Raw genomic sequence first — 17,361 nt, 5'->3', positions numbered from 1 at the left:
CGAACGGAAGTTAAAAAACATGGTTTAACTCCATTGCCGTGCTTTGCGTAACGGGCCCTACCGGCCGGCCCGGCAGCGGGCGTAAATTTATTGCAGCGCCCCGAAGCGGGGTTTTCAGGCCGTTTCTATCTCTTTTTTATGCCTTTATCTTTTCGCTTGCGAACCGGACTTCTGGTGCTCTGCGCGGTTTTAGCGTTTCCCCTGGGCGCGCTGGCCCAGGGCAAATCTTCCCAGACCGCGCGCCCGCTGCGCCCTAACTACCGCCGCGGCGGCATTGGCTGGGAAACCAAGCGCCCGCCCGACAGCACCCGCATCCGCTACTCGGTGTTTCTGATTGGCGACGTGGGCAAGCCCATTGCCGCGGCCGACGGCGGCGAGCCCTCGCTGAACTTTCTGCGCAAGCAAATTCTGGCCGCCGGCAGCAAGAGCACCACCATTTACCTCGGCGACAATATTTACGAGTACGGTATGCCCGAGGAGGGCGCCTACGACCGCAAGGAGTCGGAGCGCCGCCTGCGCGACCAGATGGACGTGCTAAAGGGCTACCAAGGCGAGAAGTACATGATTCCGGGCAACCACGACTGGAAGCAGGGCCTGAAAGGCGGCCTGGAGCAGGTGCTGCGCGAGCAGCGCTACGCCGAAAGCTACCTGGCCAGCGACTCGACGGCTTTCTCCTACACCGGCGACTTCATCACGCCCGGCAACGGCTGCCCCGGGCCTTACGAGATTCGCCTGCAGGACGACCTGCTGCTGATTACGGTGAACTCGCAGTGGTTCCTGACCAACAAGAGCGAGCGGCCCTACGGCTCCGACGGCGGCTGCGGCGTGGAGGACGAAACGGACTTCATGGCCCAGCTCGACGACATCATTGCCCGCAACAAGGACAAGAACATCATGGTGGTGGGCCACCACCCGCTGTTCAGCGACGGGGTGCACGGCGGCTATTTCACGCTCGGCGACCACATCTTTCCGCTCAGCATCGTGTACAAGTACGCGTTTGTGCCGCTGCCCGTGTTGGGGTCCATCTACCCGTTTGCCCGTAAGTACGGCGGCGTCAGCCAGGACTTGGCCTATCCTGCCTATCAGGCCTACAAGAAGGGGCTGATGGACATCTTCAACAAGTACCCCAACCTGATTTACGCCTGCGGGCACGAGCACAACCTGCAGTACTTCAAGGAGGGCACCACGCACTTCATTGTGAGCGGCTCGGGCTGCAAAACCCAGCACGTGAAGCCCGGCGACGGCGGCGACGCTTTGTTTTCGGACAAGGAAAAGGGCTTTGCGCGGGTGAACTACTACGACGACGGGCAGGTGTGGACCGAGTACTTCGTGCCCGAAGGCAGCGGCGACCGCGCCCGGCGGGTGTTCCGCACGCCGCTCTACGCCAAGACCACCGACGGCGTGGCCAGCACGCCCGCCGCGCCCGTGACGCCGGCCGACAAAAAGCGGCAAAAGGAGAAGGACTACGTGGCCGCGCCCAATCTGCCCACGAACCGCCGCAACTTCCGCGACAGCAGCGTGGTGGTGGCCGTGAACCCCAGCTACGCCAAGCACGGCGGTTTCCACAACTGGCTGCTCGGTGCGCACTACCGCCGGGAGTGGGCCACGCCGGTGAAGTTTCCGCTCCTGGACCTGGCCAACGACAAGGGCGGCCTGGTGCCCTACAAAACCGGCGGCGGCAAGCAAACCGCTTCGCTGAAGGTGCGCAACGACGCCGGCCACAACTTCTCGCTGCGCGGCATCGACAAAGACCCCGCCGCCGTGCTGCCCGAGGCCCTGCGCACGGGCTTCGCCAAGGACGTGCTGCAGGACCAGGTGTCGGCCCAGCACCCGTACGCCTCGTTCGTGCTGCCGCCGCTGGCCGCGGCGGCCGGCATTCTGCACACCAACCCGGTGCCCGTGTACATTCCGCAGGACCCGCTGCTGGGCCAGTACTACGGCACGTTCTCGAACCTGCCCGCGGCCCTGGAGGAAGACGCCAAGGACGACCAAAGCAACGTGGCCAGCCTGCGTAACGCCAAAAACCTGGTGGGCACCGACAAGATGCTGGAGCGTCTGCTCGAAGACAACGATAACAAGGTGGACCAGGTGGCCTTCGCCCGCTCGCGCCTGTTCGACATGTGGATAGGCGACTGGGACCGGCACGAGGACCAGTGGCGCTGGGCCGAGTTCAAAAGCAAGGACGGCGACCGCACCTACGTGGCCGTGCCCGAGGACCGCGACATTGCCTTTTTCAAGGGCGACGGCGTGCTGCCCTACCTGCTCAGCCGCAAGTTTGCCATCCGCAACTTCCAGAACTTCGGCCCCGACTACGCCGACTACAAAGGCCTGAACCAAACCGCCCTGAGCAACGACCGCACCTTCCTGAGCGGCGTGACGCGCGAGCAGTGGGTGGCCCAGGCCACGTACATGAAAGAGCAACTGACCGATGCGGTCATTGAAAAGGCTTTTCGGGACAAGTGGCCCAAGGAAATTTACGATTTGCACGGCCCGGAAATCATCGCCAAGCTGCGCAGCCGGCGCGACCTGCTGCCCGACCTCGCGGCCAAGTACGCCAACGTGGTGGCTAAAATCGTGGAAGTGCGCGGCACCCAGAAGAACGAGAAGTTTATTGTCGAGCGCCTGCCCAACGGCAACACCCACGTCACGGTGCGCAAAATCACGAAGGAAGGCCAGCTCAGCAAAACCCTCTACGACCGGGTGGTGGAGCGCGGCGTCACCGACGAGCTGCGCCTGTACGGCATCAGCGGCACCGACGCGTACGAGGTGAAGGGCGACGCCAAGAAGGGCATCAAGCTGCGCCTGGTGGCCGGCACCGGCCGCGACACCATCACCGACGTGAGCCGCGTGGCCGGCTTCCGGCACCAGACCCAGGTGTACGACGCCGACACCGGCAACGTCATCAACGCGGGCAAAGAGGCCCGCCTGCGCCTGGAGTCCGGCGTGGACGTGAGCCGCTACGACCACCCCAAACGCTTCGACCTGAAGGACTACCGCCTCAACTACACCGGCCCGACCCTGTTTTTTGGCTTCAACGTCGACGACGGCCTCCTGCTGGGCGGCGGCGTCACGCACCGCCGCTACGGCTTCCGCCGCGAGCCGTTCTCGTCGGAGCAGAGCCTGGCCGCCAACTTTGCCCCGGCCCGCGACGCCTTCAACCTCCGCTACGCCGGCCAGTTCACGCGCCTGTTTGGCAAGTATGACCTGCGCCTGGCCGCCCAGTACTACGGCCCGCAGCTACTCTACAACTTCTTCGGCCTGGGCAACAACACGGCCAACCTGGCCGAAGAGGACGACGATTCCGGCCAGGCGACGGTGCGCACCGTGAACAGCGCCTACCGCGTGCGCTTCTCGCGCCTCACCGTGGCCCCGACCCTGGAGCGCAGTTTGTTTAGTTTCTTAAAAATGGGCTTCGGGCCGCAGTACGACCAGTTTCAGACGGAGCGCAGCCCCATTGGGTCCATCATTGCCGACAGCATCGGGGTGGCGGACGGCGCGTATGAGAACCGCCGCTTTGGCATCCGGGCCAGCGACTTTCAGGCCAACCAGTACCTCGGCGGCCTGTTCTACCTCAACCTCGACGCCAGCTCTTCGCCCAAGAACCCGCGCATCGGCATCCGCTGGTACAACGAGGCCCAGTACAACTTTCAGCTCAACGGCGAGCAGCTGCGGTTCGGCCGCCTCACGTCGGAAGTCCGGGCCTACCTCACGCCCAACCTACCGTTCCAGATTACCTACGCCGGCCGCATCGGCGTGGCCCACAACCTGGGCGACTACCGCTTCTACCAGGCCAACACCCTGGGCGGCACCACCAACCTGCGCGGCTACCGGCGCACCCGCTTCGCCGGCCGCCGCAGCCTCTACGCCAACGCCGAGGCCCGCTTGCAGCTGTTTTCCTTCAATGCCTATCTGTTTCCGGGCAAGGCGGGCGTGCTCGGCCTCGCCGACTTCGGCCGCGTGTATTCCAACAACGACGTGCGCTCCGGCATCAGCGCCTTTCACAGCGGCTTCGGCGGCGGCATCTACTTCGACATCCTGAAGCAGGCCGTCATCAACGCCACCTACTCGGTGGGGGAGGAGAAGCTGGTGTTCGTTGGGTTCGACTTCCTGTTCTAGCGCCGAGCTACCCGTTGCGTGCCACCAACGCCCTACCCCACCGGCAGGGCGTTGGTGTTTGGGCCCTGTTCGAAAGCGGGAATTGCCGGCTGCGACTGAACCAACGCTCCGCAACTGCCAGGCAGTGGGTGTTTATCATAAATATTGTCTGACTTATGCAATAATTGCTGTCATTATTGAAAAATTAAACGCGCATTACCGGAATACTGCGAGCATTATTGCGATTTTATCAATAGCTTGCCTTTCTAAACTAACTCAACACCTTGAACCCGGTTCCATGAAAACAAACGTTTACGCTACCGTGCTGGGCCTTGCTGGTCTGGCTCTTACTTCTTTTGCGGCCGGCGCCCAGGCAGTGCCCGAGCGCTCCTGCGCCAGCACGGAGGTACTCCAGGCCCAACTAGCCGCTGACCCTTCGCTGGTGCAGCGTATGGCGGCCATTGAAAACCAGGCGCTGCAATACGCCGCCCGGCAAGCCAACGCGGCCCAGCGGGCCACGGCCGTCACGGTGACCATCCCGGTAGTGGTGCACGTGCTCTACAACACCGCCGCCCAAAACGTGTCGGATGCCCAGATTGCCTCGCAAATTGCGGTGCTGAACGAAGATTTTCAGAAGCTGAACGCCGACGCTAGCAAAACCCCCGCGGCCTTCTCCGGCCTGGTGGCCGACGTGGGCGTGGCCTTCGTGCTGGCCAAGCGCGACCCCAACGGCAATGCCACCACCGGCATCACCCGCAAGCAGGTGACGCAGACCTCGTGGGGCACCGACGACCGGATGAAAAGCACCAGCACCGGCGGCACCAACGCCTGGAACACCAGCCAGTACCTCAACATTTGGGTGGTGAACCTGAGCAACAATACACTGGGCTACGCCCAGTTCCCGGGCGGCCCGGCGGCCACCGACGGCGTGGTGATTCTGACCAGCGGCTTCGGCCGCGGGGGCTCGGCCGCGGCGCCCTTCAACCTGGGCCGGACGGCGACGCACGAAGTGGGCCACTGGCTGAACCTGCGCCACATCTGGGGCGATGCCAACTGCGGCAACGACCTGGTAAGCGACACCCCCACCCAGCAAACCAGCAACGGCGGCTGCCCCACCTTCCCGAAGCGCACCTGCGGCAACACCACCAACGGCGACATGTTCATGAACTACATGGACTACACCAACGACGCGTGCATGTTCATGTTCAGCACGGGCCAGAGCAGCCGCATGAACGCCTTGTTTGCGGCCGGCGGCGCCCGCGTTTCACTCAAGTCTTCGCCGGGCGGCACGCCCCCCGGCGGTGGCGGGGGCACGCCCCCACCGCCCACCACCACTTACTGCGCCAGCCAGGGCAGCAGCGTGGCCTACGAGTACATCAACCTGGTGCAGCTCGGCAGCATCAACCGCAGCTCGGGGGCCGACGGCGGCTACTACAACGGCACGGCGCTGAGCACCAGCGTGGGGGCCGGCTCGTCGCAGACCATCTCCTACCGTACGGGCTTCACCGGCTCGGGCTACGCCGAGTACTTCCGCATCTACGCCGACTGGAACCAGGACGGGGACTTTCTCGACGGCGGGGAAAATCTGGTGTCATCGACCAACACGGCCGTGGTGACCACCACCCGCAGCGCCTCGTTCACGGTGCCGGCCGCGGCCCGCAGCGGCAGCACCCGCCTGCGCGTGGTGATGAGCGACAACCCCGGCACCACCAGCTGCGGCAGCTACAGCTACGGCGAAACCGAGGACTACACCATCTCGGTGAGCGGCGGCGCCCGCCTCGACGGCACCGCGGCCCGCGTCAGCAAAAGCGGCCTGGCCGACCAGTACACCCTGTTCCCGAACCCGGCCGCTACCGTGCTGAGCATTGCCCGGCCGCTGAGCGCCGACCCCGAGCAGCCCTTCACCGTGCGCGTGCACGACCTGCGCGGCGCCGAAATCAAGGGCCTGGCCCTGACCGACGGCCAGCTGAACGTGGCCGCGCTGCGCGCCGGCGTTTACCTGCTCACCGTGAACGACGGCCGCACGACCACGCACCAGCGGTTTGTGAAGGAGTAGCGCCGTTAATTTTTGGTTAAGAAAGGCCCGCCGGTTTTGGTGGGCCTTTTTTTATGACGCACAGGCTGAGCCGTTAGGGCTGGCTGGCCGCGCGTGTTGTTCTTGCCTGCGTGAACGCCGGGGCTGAAACGAAACCGCGAGTGCCAGGTTCGGGCCCGGGTTTCCGTTAGCTTAGCGCCGCCGGCAAGCCGGGCATTTCCGGCGCGGTTCTTCCGCTGCCCGCCGCCCGCTACTTTCAGTCGTCGCCTTAGCTTCGCCCCCATGAAAACCCTCTATCTTCTTCGCCACGCCAAGTCCAGCTGGAGCTTCGACGAGCTGAGTGACCAGGAGCGCCCGCTCAACGACCGGGGCCGCGACGACGCCCCCCTCATGGGCCAGGCCCTGGCCAAGCGCCGCATCCGCCCCGACGTGGTGGTGAGCTCGCCGGCCGTGCGCGCCATGAGCACGGCCGTGCTGGTGGCCCGCGAAATGCAGTACCCGCACGAGAAAATTGTGGTGGAGCCCGGCATCTACGGGGCCGAGGTGGACGACTTGCTGGCCATTATCCGCAACCTGCCCGACGCGGCAAGCTCGGCCCTGCTGGTGGGGCACAACCCCACCATCACCGACACGGCCAACGCCCTGTCGCCCTCCCTGCTCAAGGAGATGCCCACCGCCGCCGTGGTGTGCCTGCGCTTCAGCAGTGACCGTTGGGCCGACGTGGCCCAGGCCAACGCCGAGTTCTACTTCTACGACTACCCGCGGAATGTCAATTAAAAATTAAAAATGAAGAATTAAAAATAGGGGTGACCCACTTCCCAAATGAGCGTAGAAGGACGCGCCAACGGTGCTGATTTCGGCCGGTATGCGGACCTGAGCAAAATGGAAAAAGGGCGTGCAGGGGCAATTTTTATTTTTTAATTCATCATTTTTAATTCCTTTGGAAACCCTGTCCCGCGACCTGAGCTGGCTCCGCTTCAACGCCCGCGTGCTGCAGGAGGCCCAGACCCCCAGCGTGCCGCTGCTGGAGCGCCTCAAGTTTCTGGCCATTTTCAGCAGCAACCTCGACGAGTTTTTCAAGGTGCGGGTGGCCACGCTGCGGCGCCTGGTCAAGCTCAAGAAGAAAACCCGCGCCAAGCTGGGCGAGAGCCCCAAGCGGCAGCTGCGCGCGGTGCTGGCCGAGGCGGCGCGCCAGCAGCAGGAGTTCGGCGAAACCTTCCGCGGCCAACTGCTGCCCGAGCTCAACCGCCACCACATTCACCTGCTGAACGAAGCCGAGCTCAGTGCCGGCCAGCGCGAGTGGGTGGCCCGCTACTTCGAGGAGCACGTGCGCGACCTGCTCTCGCCGGTGGGGCTGGACGATACCCTGCACCACCTCTTTCTGAAGGACCAGGCCGTGTACCTCACCTTCTACCTGAGCCAGCCCCGCGCCGCCAAGGGCAAGGCCGAGCCCGAGCGGGTGCTGATAATGGAGCTGCCCACCAAGCGCCACGGCGGCCGGTTTGTGCGCCTGCCCGACGAAGGCGAGGAGCGGTTCGTGCTGTTTCTCGACGACGTGATTCGCGTGGGCGCGGCGGGCCTGTTTCCGGCCTACCAGCAAGTGGTGGTGAACGCCGTGAAGCTCTCGCGCGACGCCGAGCTCGACATCGAGGAAGAAGTATCGGGCGACCTGATGGCCAAAATCCGCAGCAGCCTGGGCAAGCGCGAAACCGGCTTCCCGGCCCGTCTGCTCTTCGACCCCGACATGCCACAAGAAGTCCTGCGCGCCATTAAGCAGAAAACCGGCATTACCGACGAGGAGCTGGTGGAGGGCGGACGCTACCACAACTTCCGCGACTTCTTCGGCTTCCCGCACTTCGATGAGCCGCAGTTTCAGTACCCGCCCCGGCCGGCGCTGGCCCACCCCACGCTGCCGCGCACGGGCAGCCTGCTGGCCGCCATTGCCCGGCGCGACCACCTGCTGCACCCGCCTTACCAGTCGTTCGACTACGTAACGCGCCTGCTGCGCGAGGCCGCCGCCGACCCGCGCGTGTCGGCCGTCAGCATCACGCTCTACCGCGTGGCCAGCAAAAGCGCCGTGGTGAAGGCCTTGCTCAAAGCCGCCAAGCACGGCAAGCAGGTGACGGTGGTGGTGGAGCTGAAGGCCCGGTTCGACGAGGAGTCGAACCTCTTCTGGGCCGATAAGCTGCAGCGGGCCGGCGCGCACGTCATCTTCACGCCGCCCGAGCTGAAGGTGCACAGCAAGCTGCTGCTCATCGCGCGCCGCGAGGCCGACGAGTCCACGCGGCAATACGCCTACTTCAGCACCGGCAACTTCAACGAAAGCACCAGCCAGCTCTACACCGACCACGGCCTGTTCACGGCCGACGAGCGGCTGACCCGCGAGGCTGCCGCCGTGTTCGGCTACCTGCGCGACCAGCGGACCGTGCCCGAGCTAAAGGAGTTACTCGTGGCCCCCTTCGGCCTGCGCGCCGGCCTCAACGTTCTCATTGACTACGAAATCGAGCAAGCCAGCCAAGGCCACGAAGCCTACATCCTGCTCAAGCTGAACGCGCTGCAGGATGAAGACCTGATTGCCAAGCTCTACGAGGCCAGCCGGGCCGGCGTGCGGGTCGAGCTCATCGTGCGCGGCATTGGCTGCCTGGTGCCGGGCCAGCCGGGTCTCAGCGAAAATATCCGCCAGCGCGGCCTCGTCGACCGCTACCTGGAGCACAGCCGGGTGTACGTCTTCGCCCACGGCGGCACCGAAAAAGTGTACGTCTCCTCCGCCGACTGGATGACCCGCAACCTCGACCGGCGCGTGGAGGTGGCCTTCCCCATCTTCGACGAAGCCCTGCGGGCCGAGGTGCGCCACCTGCTGGACCTGCAGCGGCACGACAACGTGAAGGCCCGCGACTTCGAGAACAACTTCGTGCCGCCCGCGGCAGGAGAGAAGCCCGTGCGTGCCCAAGAAGCCACCTACGCCTGGCTGAAAGGGCTGAAGCGGCGGCAGCACGCAACAAAAAAAATCCCGCCACCGGAGTAGCGAGCTTTTTCGTGATGACCGGAAACGGAGGGCAGCCGTTGATGACCGCAGCCCAGGTCTCTTCATAGCGTTACTTCTGCTTGATATCGCCGCGAATTTCGCCGCCCGAGTAAGCAGTGGTGTGGATGTTCACGTACATCCGGTTGTTCAGCAGGTCGTCGGCGACGGCGGGTGAGCATTTGTACGTGCCCGTGATGGGGCTGACGGCGAACTGGAGGAACCGGATGGTTACCGGACCGGCTATGCCGGGAGCGCCGGTGTGGATGTGGGCGTTGGTGGGGGTGAGGCCCGTGAAGGTGATGGTGTAGGTCAGGTCGCTGGTCTTGCTGTCGTACGTACCCACGAACGTGCCGGAGGCCGAAGTGGTGACCGGCGCCGGGCCGCTGGCATTAGCTTGCTGCGCCCCATCGAGGGTGGCCTGTAGTTCGAACAAGGTTTTAGGGGGAGCAGGAGGAGCGGGAGGAGGAGGGGGCGGGGTGGGCGGGGTCTCCTTTTTGTCGCAGGAGCAAAGCAGTGCAAAGCACAAAGCCCATAATAGTAAGTAGGAGTTTTTCATTGATTAAGAAAAAGAAAAATGATGAGATTATAGAACAAATTTAGTCGATTAATACTGCAACTTTGCAAAACAATATCCCGTGTCTGGAAAAAAATCCGCATTTGGGAAAATCGATAAGCCCTTGGGGTTTTCGTCCGGTTGGGGCGGTGCATGGCCACGCAACGGAGCTGATACCTGGCTGGAGTCAAATCCTATGCAGCATAAAATTAACGTTTAACAGTTATTTGCCTCAATGCTATACTCCGTAGACGGCCGTCGGCTCGATGCTACGTTCAGTTTGCTCTATTTCTTTTCAAACCCTAATTCCAAATCTTTTTGACTTTAAAATTTACATGAATAATCTTAAAAATGCCCGTTTGCTATTCGGCATCATGCTGAGTACAGGGGCTGTATTGCCCGCTGCTTATGCGCAAACCCGCACCGACACGACTACGGTAACCCTCACCACGCCGGCGGCGCTCACCGGCCAAGTGTCGTCCGCCCAGGGAGCGGTGCAGCCCAACGCTTCGGTGGCCGTAATCTCGCTGGCTACGGGTACCCGGCGCACGGCTGTTGCCAACAGCTCCGGCAATTTTACCATGACGGGCCTGCTGGCCGGTGGTCCCTACGTGGTGCAGGTGCAGCAGCCGGGCTTTCGGCCCCAAAACATTACCAACGTATTTTTGAAGGCGGGTGAGTCGGCGGCATTGGTGGTCACCCTCAACCCTGAGACGGTGGCCGTGGGCACGCGCCGCAGCGACCGTACGGCCCTGGAGTCGGCCGTGCCGGTTGATGTGGTGGAAATAAGCGAACTGGTGAGGACTGCCCCCCAAACCGACCTCACTCAACTGCTGCACTACACCGTGCCCGCCTTCAACTCAACCCGCCAGACGGCGGCCGGTGGCTCCGACCACGTGGACCCGTCCAACCTGCGCGGCCTGGGCACCGACCAGATGCTGGTGCTCGTGAACGGCAAGCGCCGCCACACCACGGCCCTGGTGAACCTGCTCGGTAACCGCGGCGTGGGCAGCGTGGGCACCGACCTGAATACCCTGCCCAGCCTGGGCGTGGAGCGGGTGGAAGTGCTGCGCGACGGCGCCGCCGCCCAGTATGGCTCTGACGCCATTGCCGGCGTGATGAACATCAGCCTGAAAAGCGACAACCGCGCCGGCAGCGTGCTGCTGAACTCGGGCATTACTTCTGAAGGCGACGGCTTAGCTAGTTTGGTCGGTATCAATAAGGGTTTCCAGCTTGGTCAGAAAGGATTTATAAACCTGACCGCTGACGTGGACTACCGCGACCGCACCACCCGCGGGTATGCGCGTGACGCGCGAGTGAGTCCGGTTTTTGTGAATAATAACCCAGCCGCCGAGCAAGATTCCTTGGCAGCAGCAGGCAAATCCTACGCCGACTACGAGCAGCGCAACGGTGATGCCCGCGTGCGCAACGTACGCGGCTTGCTCAATGCCCGCGCGGAAGTGTCGGACCAACTGGCTTTTTACGGTTTTGGGGGCTACAGCTTCCGGCGCGGGCAGGCTTCCACGCTGTGGGTGCTCCCGGCCCGTCAGCCCCTCGACATTGTGAAGGAAATTTTCCCCTTTGGCTACCAGCCCCAGGTGAACACCCGCGTGTACGACGGCGCCGGCACGGCGGGCGTGGTGCTCGGCCGCAGCGGCCCCGACCAGTGGACGCTGGACCTGAGCAATACTACCGGATTTAACCGGATTGCCTACGACCTGGAGAATACCCTGAATGCTTCGCAAGGCGCATCCTTGCTTTCGACAGGAAAAGCCACGGTGTTTGATGATGCTGGCGGCCTGGATTTCCTGCAAAACGTGACCAACGCCACGGTCAATCGGTTTTTCAGCAAGATTCTGGCCGGTACCAACGTGGCATTCGGGGGCGAATACCGGTACGACCGCTACCAGATTGTGGCCGGAGAAGAACGGGCCGAAGCCTTGTATGACGACGGCGAGGATGGCGCGCAACAGGGCGCTCAAGGCTTTGGCGGGTTTAGCGAGCAGTCAGCTCTGTTGGGTGTGGTCAGCCGTACCAACGTCGGCGCGTTCCTCGACGTGGAAGCCGACATCACCAAGCGTTGGGCGGTGAGCGGGGCCTTGCGCTACGAGAATTACTCCTCCTTTGGCTCGGCCTTCATTTACAAAGCCACCACCCGCCTGCAATTGGCCAAACCCCTGGCCGTGCGCGGGGCTTTCAACACCGGCTTTCGGGCGCCGTCGCTGCAGCAGGTGCTGTATCGTCAGATTACGCAGCGGCCGGGCGCGAATGGCGTTGAACTGACCGGCATTTTCGAGAACCCGAACGAACTGACGCGCGCGGTTGGACTGCCCATCCTGACACCGGAGAAATCGCGCAGCTACAGCGCTGGCCTGGTCCTGACGCCCAGCCCTGCTTTCTCGTTTACGGCAGATGCTTATCTAATTGACATCGATGACCGCATCACGCTTTCGGGCCTGTTGCGGCCGGGGCCCGGCTCCGGTATCAGCCCCGAGCTTGCCCAGCGCTTGGCTGACGAGTTTGCAACCGCGGCCCAGTTTTTTACCAACGTTTTGGACACGCGTACCCAAGGGTTGGACTTGGTGGCTAATTATCGCCACGCCCTCGGGAGTGGCCAGATTGGTATAAGCGCGGCGGCAAACATCACCCAGACCCGGACCCGCAATCAGAATATTCCCGCACAATTTCAGAGCGTACCCAACTACGTTGAGCCGCGGCAGCTCTCGCTTATTGAAACTGGCAACCCGGCCAGCAAAATCCTGCTCAACCTGAACTACAGCCGGGGCAAGGTGGGCCTGGGGTTGCGCAACACCTACTTTGGCGAGGTGCGCTACTTCGACGTGGCCCCCGACCCGCAGGACTACGACTTCGGCGCTTATTTGCTTGATTTCCGGCCGCGCGTGACCACCGACTTGCTTGTGAGCTTCCAGGCGGCCAAGGCCATCAGCCTGACGCTCGGGGCTCAAAACTTGTTCAATGTGAAGCCCAACACCCTCGACGAGGCGGCCAGCAACGGCGAGGCCCCGGGTGGGTTTGCTACGCGGGCCGAATTTGAACAGTTTTTTGAAGATAAGTATAAACAGCCTTCGCCCTTCCCGACCAACCGCGACGTGTACCCCTACGCCCCCGTGCAGATGGGCTTCAACGGCGCCTTCGTGTACTTGAAAGCAGTGTATAGCTTCGGGCTGTAACGCGCTTTGCGCTTAATGAAGAATGAGGAGTGAGGAATGAAGAATTGGTGGTTGAAGCCAAAACTCTTCATCCTTCATTCCTCATTCTTCATTAATCGCAGCGTCCCTCACCGCCGCACGCCGGCTTTTTCCAGCAGCTTGCGTGGGGGCGTGATGAACAGCTCCAGGCTGGCGTAGGGCGCGCCGTTGAACTTGGAGTCGATGATTTTCTCGCGGTCAGCGTTGGTGCGGTCGAAGGCGTCGAAGGCGTAGTTGTAGCGGTAGCCAGCCTCGGCGCCCAGCCACAAAAAGCTGAACAGCTCCCGCTCCCAGCGCAGGCGGAATTTCACTTCGGTTTCGCGCAGTTCCAGGGTGCGCAGCGGAATGGTGCTGCCGTCGGGGCTGCCGTCGGGTTTTTTGCGGGCCAGGGTGTTGCGCAGCTTCACGATGTAGTTGTAGCCGTCGACGGTGTAGCCGGCGTACAGAATGGAGCTGGGCGAGACGTTGTAGCGCAGCGTGACGCGGGCCGGGGCCAGGGCCTCCACGCCCCAGCGGGAGTTGAAGGTGCGGTTGTAAATCACGGCCGGGTACAAGCTCAGCCGCCCAAACGTGTAGCCGTACTGAAAGCCCACGCCCCACGAAAAATTCGGGCTGCGCTTCCAGCCGTAGATGGCTTCGGCGGAAAAGCGGGCGTAGTCGGACCGGGTCAGCTCGGTGGAGGTGTTGTAGTCGCCGTTCAATTCCCCTTTCAGGCGGGCCAGGTACCAGTGCACCGCATCCACGGGCCGGATGATGGCCACCTGGGCGGCGGTGCTCTTCAAGCCCTTGTCCTCGATGTTGCCGTACAGCTCGTAGTCGCGCGAGGCGCCGTTGAACTTGAACTCCTCGCGCTCGTAGCTCAGCCCCACGATGACCTTGAGGTGGGGCCGGTTCCAGGCCGGGATGTAGCCCTTGATGGACAGGCGGGCATTTTTGTCCACCTCGCCGGCGTAGTTCTGGATGCCCACCACCTGAGCCGAAGAGGCTATATTGAACTTGGGCAGCCGCTCGTAGCGCACGATGAGGCCCTTGCTGGGGCCCATGCCCAGCACCGACGGGTTGGCAAACTGCCGCCCGCTGGTCGGGCCCGCGGCGCTGTCGGCGGGGGTGGCCGCCGCCGGCGGAAACACCGACGGGGTGGGGTCCTGGGCCCGCGCTGCCTGGACCGCGCCGCAACACAGGGCCGCAGACAGGCCGCAGCGGAGAAACAAAGACAACCTCATAATGAAATGCCCCAAATGGTGAAGGCAACTGCCCTTACGCGAAAACCGCGGCCGTGGCTACTCCCCCGCCCAGGCGTCGGCCTGCTGGTGGGGGTACATCTGCTGGTGCAGGGCCGCCACGCGCCGGCCCAGCAGCGCGCGCAGCTCCTCCAAATTCGTGCGCTCCTGCGCCGACACGAACACCACCGGGTCGTGCAGCTTGGCCATGTAGGTGGCCTGCAGCTGCGCCAGCGGCGGGCGCGGGGCGGTGCCGTCGGCCTCGGCGTCCAGCACCTCGCCGAAGGGGTCCACCTCCGCGTCGTCCTGCTTGTACTGGTCTATCTTGTTGAACACCAACAATACCGGCTTGTCGGCCGCGCCAATGTCGGCCAGCGTGTCGTTCACCACCTGAATCTGCTCCTCAAAATTGGGGTGCGAAAGGTCCACCACGTGCAGCAGCAAGTCGGCTTCGCGGATTTCGTCGAGCGTGCTCTTGAAGCTTTCGATGAGGCGGGTGGGCAGCTTGCGGATGAACCCCACCGTGTCGGATAGCAGAAACGGCGTCTGGTCGAGCACGATTTTGCGGGTGGTGGCGTCCACGGTGGCGAAGAGCTTGTTTTCGGCAAACACGTCGGCCTTGCCCAGCACGTTCATCAGCGTGCTCTTGCCCACGTTGGTGTAGCCCACCAGCGACACGCGCACCACGCCGCCGCGGGCCTTGCGCCGGGTCACGCTCTGCTTGTCGAGGTCTTCGAGCTTGTCCTTGAGAAAGGCAATCCGGTCGCGCACGATGCGGCGGTCGGTTTCGATTTCAGTTTCGCCCGGGCCCTTCATGCCCACGCCGCCCCGCTGCTTGTCCAGGTGGGTCCACAGGCCGGTGAGGCGGGGCAGCAGGTACTGGTACTGGGCCAGCTCGACCTGGGTGCGCGAGGTGGCCGACTTGGCCCGCAGCGCAAAAATGTCCAGAATGAGCAGCGAGCGGTCCACGATTTTCACCAGCAGTTCGGCTTCCAGGTTGCGCAGCTGCGAGGCCGACAGGTCGTCGTCGAACACGACCATGCTGCTGTCGTGGTGCTTCACGTAGGCCTTGATTTCGGCCAGCTTGCCCTCGCCCACGTAGGTGCGGATGTCGGGCTTTTCGAGGCGCTGCACAAAGCGCTGGGTGGCCGTGGCCCCGGCCGTCTCAATCAGAAATGCCAGCTCGTCGAGGTACTCGGTGGTCTGGTGCTCGGACTGCCGGCGCGGGGGCACGGCCACCAGCACGGCGGTTTCCTGCTCGCGGGCCGTGGCGTAGGCGCCGCCGGTTTTGGTGGCCACGTAGCCGGCCTTGGCGTTGTCGGTGGTGAAGTGCCGGGTGCTGGCGGCCGGCTTGCGGCCGCCGGAGGGGTTTTTGGCCATGAAGATGTTAGTTGTCAGTTATTCGTTGTCAGTTGCTCGTTGTCGGTGGTCAAAATCAGTGATGAAAGTCAGGGCCTGACAACTGACAACGAGCAACTGGCAACTATCGCAAGGTAAGCGAATAGGCTACCACCTGCTGCACCTGGGCCGGGGTGAGGGTTTTGCCAAAGGCCGGCATTTTGCCCAGCCCTTTGGTGACGAGGTAGGTGCGCCCGAAGGCGTTGAGGTTACTTTTGGTAAGGTCGTGGGCGCCGTTGAGGCCGAGCTTGCCGTTGGCGCCGTGGCAGCGCGCGCAGTTTTTCTGGAACAGGAGCTGGCCCGCCAGCACCGGCGGCTTGGCCCGGACGGGCCGCGGCAGCAGCGGCAAGAGCAGCAAAAGGGCCGTAAGTCGGAGGTTCATGACGGACATAACACGCAAGCGGGCCACAAAGTACCGGCCGCGCGCCGAAAGAATCCGTATGGCCGCGCATTGCCGGCCGCCGGCCCGACCTTTGCCCCACTTTCTCACTTCCCCGCTTCCCATCTCGCCCCTTCCCCATTTTGCGCGTCGCCCTCGTCATCAACACCAGCTGGAACATTTGGAATTTCCGCGCCAGCCTCGTGCGCGCCTTACAAGCCGCCGGCCACGAGGTGCTGGCCATTGCCCCGCCCGACGACTACTCGGCGCGCCTCGAAACCGAGCTGGGCTGCCGCTTCGTGCCCATTCTGATGGCCAACAAGGGCACCAACCCGGTGCAGGACGCGGCCCTAACGCGGCGCTTCTACCAGATTTACCGGCGCGAGCGGCCCGACGTGGTGCTGCACTACACCATCAAGCCCAATATTTACGGCAGCCTCGCGGCCCGGCTGGCGGGCATCCCGAGCATCAACAACGTGAGCGGCCTGGGCACGGTGTTCATCGTCCGCAACCTCGTGAGCCGGGTGGCACTCGGGCTCTACCGCTTCGCCTTCCGGTTTCCGCGCAAGGTGTTTTTTCAGAACGACGACGACCGGCAGCTGTTTCTGCGGCACGGGCTGGTGCGCCCGGAAATCACCGGCCTGCTGCCCGGCTCCGGCGTCGACACCGACCGGTTCCGGCCCGCCGCGCAGTTCACCCGCCAAACCCCGTTTGTATTCCTGATGGTGGCGCGGGTGCTCTACGAAAAGGGCGTGGTGGAATACTTCGAGGCCGCCCGCATCATCCGGGCCGCCGAGCCCGGCACGCGCGTGCAGCTGCTCGGTGGGCTCGACGAGGCCGGCGGCGTGGGCGTGCCCCGCGCCACGTTTGAAGAGTGGCTGGCCGGCGGCGACATTGAGTACCTGGGCCGCTCCGACGACGTGGCCGCCCACCTGCACCGCGCCGACTGCGTGGTGCTGCCCAGCTACCGCGAAGGCACCCCCAAAACCCTGCTCGAAGCGGCGGCCGTGGGCAAGCCCCTGGTAACCACCGACGTGCCCGGCTGCCGCGAAACCGTGCAGGATGGCCACAACGGCTACCTCTGCCAGGTGCGCAGCGGCGCGGACCTGGCGGCCCAAATGCTCCGGGTGCTGCGCCTGCCCGACGCCGACTTGCAGCGCATGGGCCGGGCCAGCCGCCGCCTGGCCGAAACCAAGTTCGACGAAAAGCTGGTGCTCGACCAGTACCTGACGGCCGTGGGCGAGGTGGGCGGCCGAAGGTAAAGTGAAGGTGGAACTAACTGATTAAAGCCTACCCAAATAGGCCGTTATGCTGAGCTTGTCGAAGCATCACGCCCGCCACGTCAGGTGGTTGGGACGGGGCGGGCGAGATGCTTCGACAAGCGCAGCAAGACTGTTATTTTTGCGCGCCGGCACGGGTAAGCTCCTGCTGTTCGTTAAAACCGACG

10 protein-coding genes are annotated in these 17,361 nt (G+C 63.5%); 6 read left to right on the top strand and 4 right to left on the bottom strand.

Annotated elements, in window-relative coordinates:
- Window positions 1-138 precede the first annotated feature (138 nt).
- The 4 genes from RMO51_RS10855 (at window position 139) to ppk1 (ending at window position 9,155) form a co-directional block, all read left to right on the top strand.
- Window positions 139-4,116, top strand: coding sequence for a metallophosphoesterase (locus RMO51_RS10855; RefSeq protein ID WP_310394553.1), 3,978 nt, complete (start codon window positions 139-141; stop codon window positions 4,114-4,116).
- A 277-nt stretch (window positions 4,117-4,393) separates the two neighbouring features.
- The gene (locus RMO51_RS10850; protein WP_310394551.1) at window positions 4,394-6,151 is read left to right on the top strand and encodes a GEVED domain-containing protein; all 1,758 of its coding nucleotides are present in this window, start codon (window positions 4,394-4,396) and stop codon (window positions 6,149-6,151) included.
- Between the two features lie 261 nt (window positions 6,152-6,412).
- Entirely contained in the window at window positions 6,413-6,907 is a 495-nt protein-coding gene (locus RMO51_RS10845) for a histidine phosphatase family protein (protein ID WP_310394550.1), read from the top strand.
- 163 nt (window positions 6,908-7,070) lie between these two features.
- Window positions 7,071-9,155 carry a polyphosphate kinase 1 gene (ppk1, locus tag RMO51_RS10840; protein ID WP_310394548.1) on the top strand — a complete coding sequence of 695 codons (2,085 nt, stop codon included), beginning with the start codon at window positions 7,071-7,073 and terminating at the stop codon, window positions 9,153-9,155.
- Window positions 9,156-9,225: 70 nt separating this feature from the next.
- On the opposite strand, the gene RMO51_RS10835 is transcribed toward ppk1, so the two are convergent.
- Window positions 9,226-9,588 (bottom strand): CHRD domain-containing protein, encoded by a 363-nt coding sequence (locus RMO51_RS10835; protein WP_310394547.1) that lies wholly within the window; start codon window positions 9,586-9,588, stop codon window positions 9,226-9,228.
- 455 nt (window positions 9,589-10,043) lie between these two features.
- Between RMO51_RS10835 and RMO51_RS10830 the strand changes: the two genes are divergently transcribed.
- On the top strand, window positions 10,044-12,899 hold the full coding sequence (locus RMO51_RS10830; RefSeq protein ID WP_310394546.1) for a TonB-dependent receptor: 2,856 nt from the start codon (window positions 10,044-10,046) through the stop codon (window positions 12,897-12,899).
- A gap of 107 nt (window positions 12,900-13,006) precedes the next feature.
- On the opposite strand, the gene RMO51_RS10825 is transcribed toward RMO51_RS10830, so the two are convergent.
- The 3 genes from RMO51_RS10825 to RMO51_RS10815 form a co-directional block, all read right to left on the bottom strand.
- Entirely contained in the window at window positions 13,007-14,128 is a 1,122-nt protein-coding gene (locus tag RMO51_RS10825; RefSeq protein WP_310394545.1) for a DUF6268 family outer membrane beta-barrel protein, read from the bottom strand.
- Between the two features lie 69 nt (window positions 14,129-14,197).
- Window positions 14,198-15,517 carry a GTPase HflX gene (gene hflX, locus RMO51_RS10820; protein ID WP_310394544.1) on the bottom strand — a complete coding sequence of 440 codons (1,320 nt, stop codon included), beginning with the start codon at window positions 15,515-15,517 and terminating at the stop codon, window positions 14,198-14,200.
- 103 nt (window positions 15,518-15,620) lie between these two features.
- On the bottom strand, window positions 15,621-15,917 hold the full coding sequence (locus RMO51_RS10815) for a cytochrome c (protein WP_310394543.1): 297 nt from the start codon (window positions 15,915-15,917) through the stop codon (window positions 15,621-15,623).
- A gap of 140 nt (window positions 15,918-16,057) precedes the next feature.
- On the opposite strand from RMO51_RS10815, the gene RMO51_RS10810 reads away from it, so the two are divergent.
- Entirely contained in the window at window positions 16,058-17,176 is a 1,119-nt protein-coding gene (locus tag RMO51_RS10810) for a glycosyltransferase family 4 protein (protein ID WP_310394542.1), read from the top strand.
- Window positions 17,177-17,361: the final 185 nt, after the last annotated feature.

Origin of the sequence: Hymenobacter sp., assembly GCF_031398885.1 — a bacterium.
Taxonomy (GTDB): Bacteria; Bacteroidota; Bacteroidia; order Cytophagales; family Hymenobacteraceae; genus Hymenobacter.
This window is presented reverse-complemented; position numbering and strand designations above follow the sequence as displayed.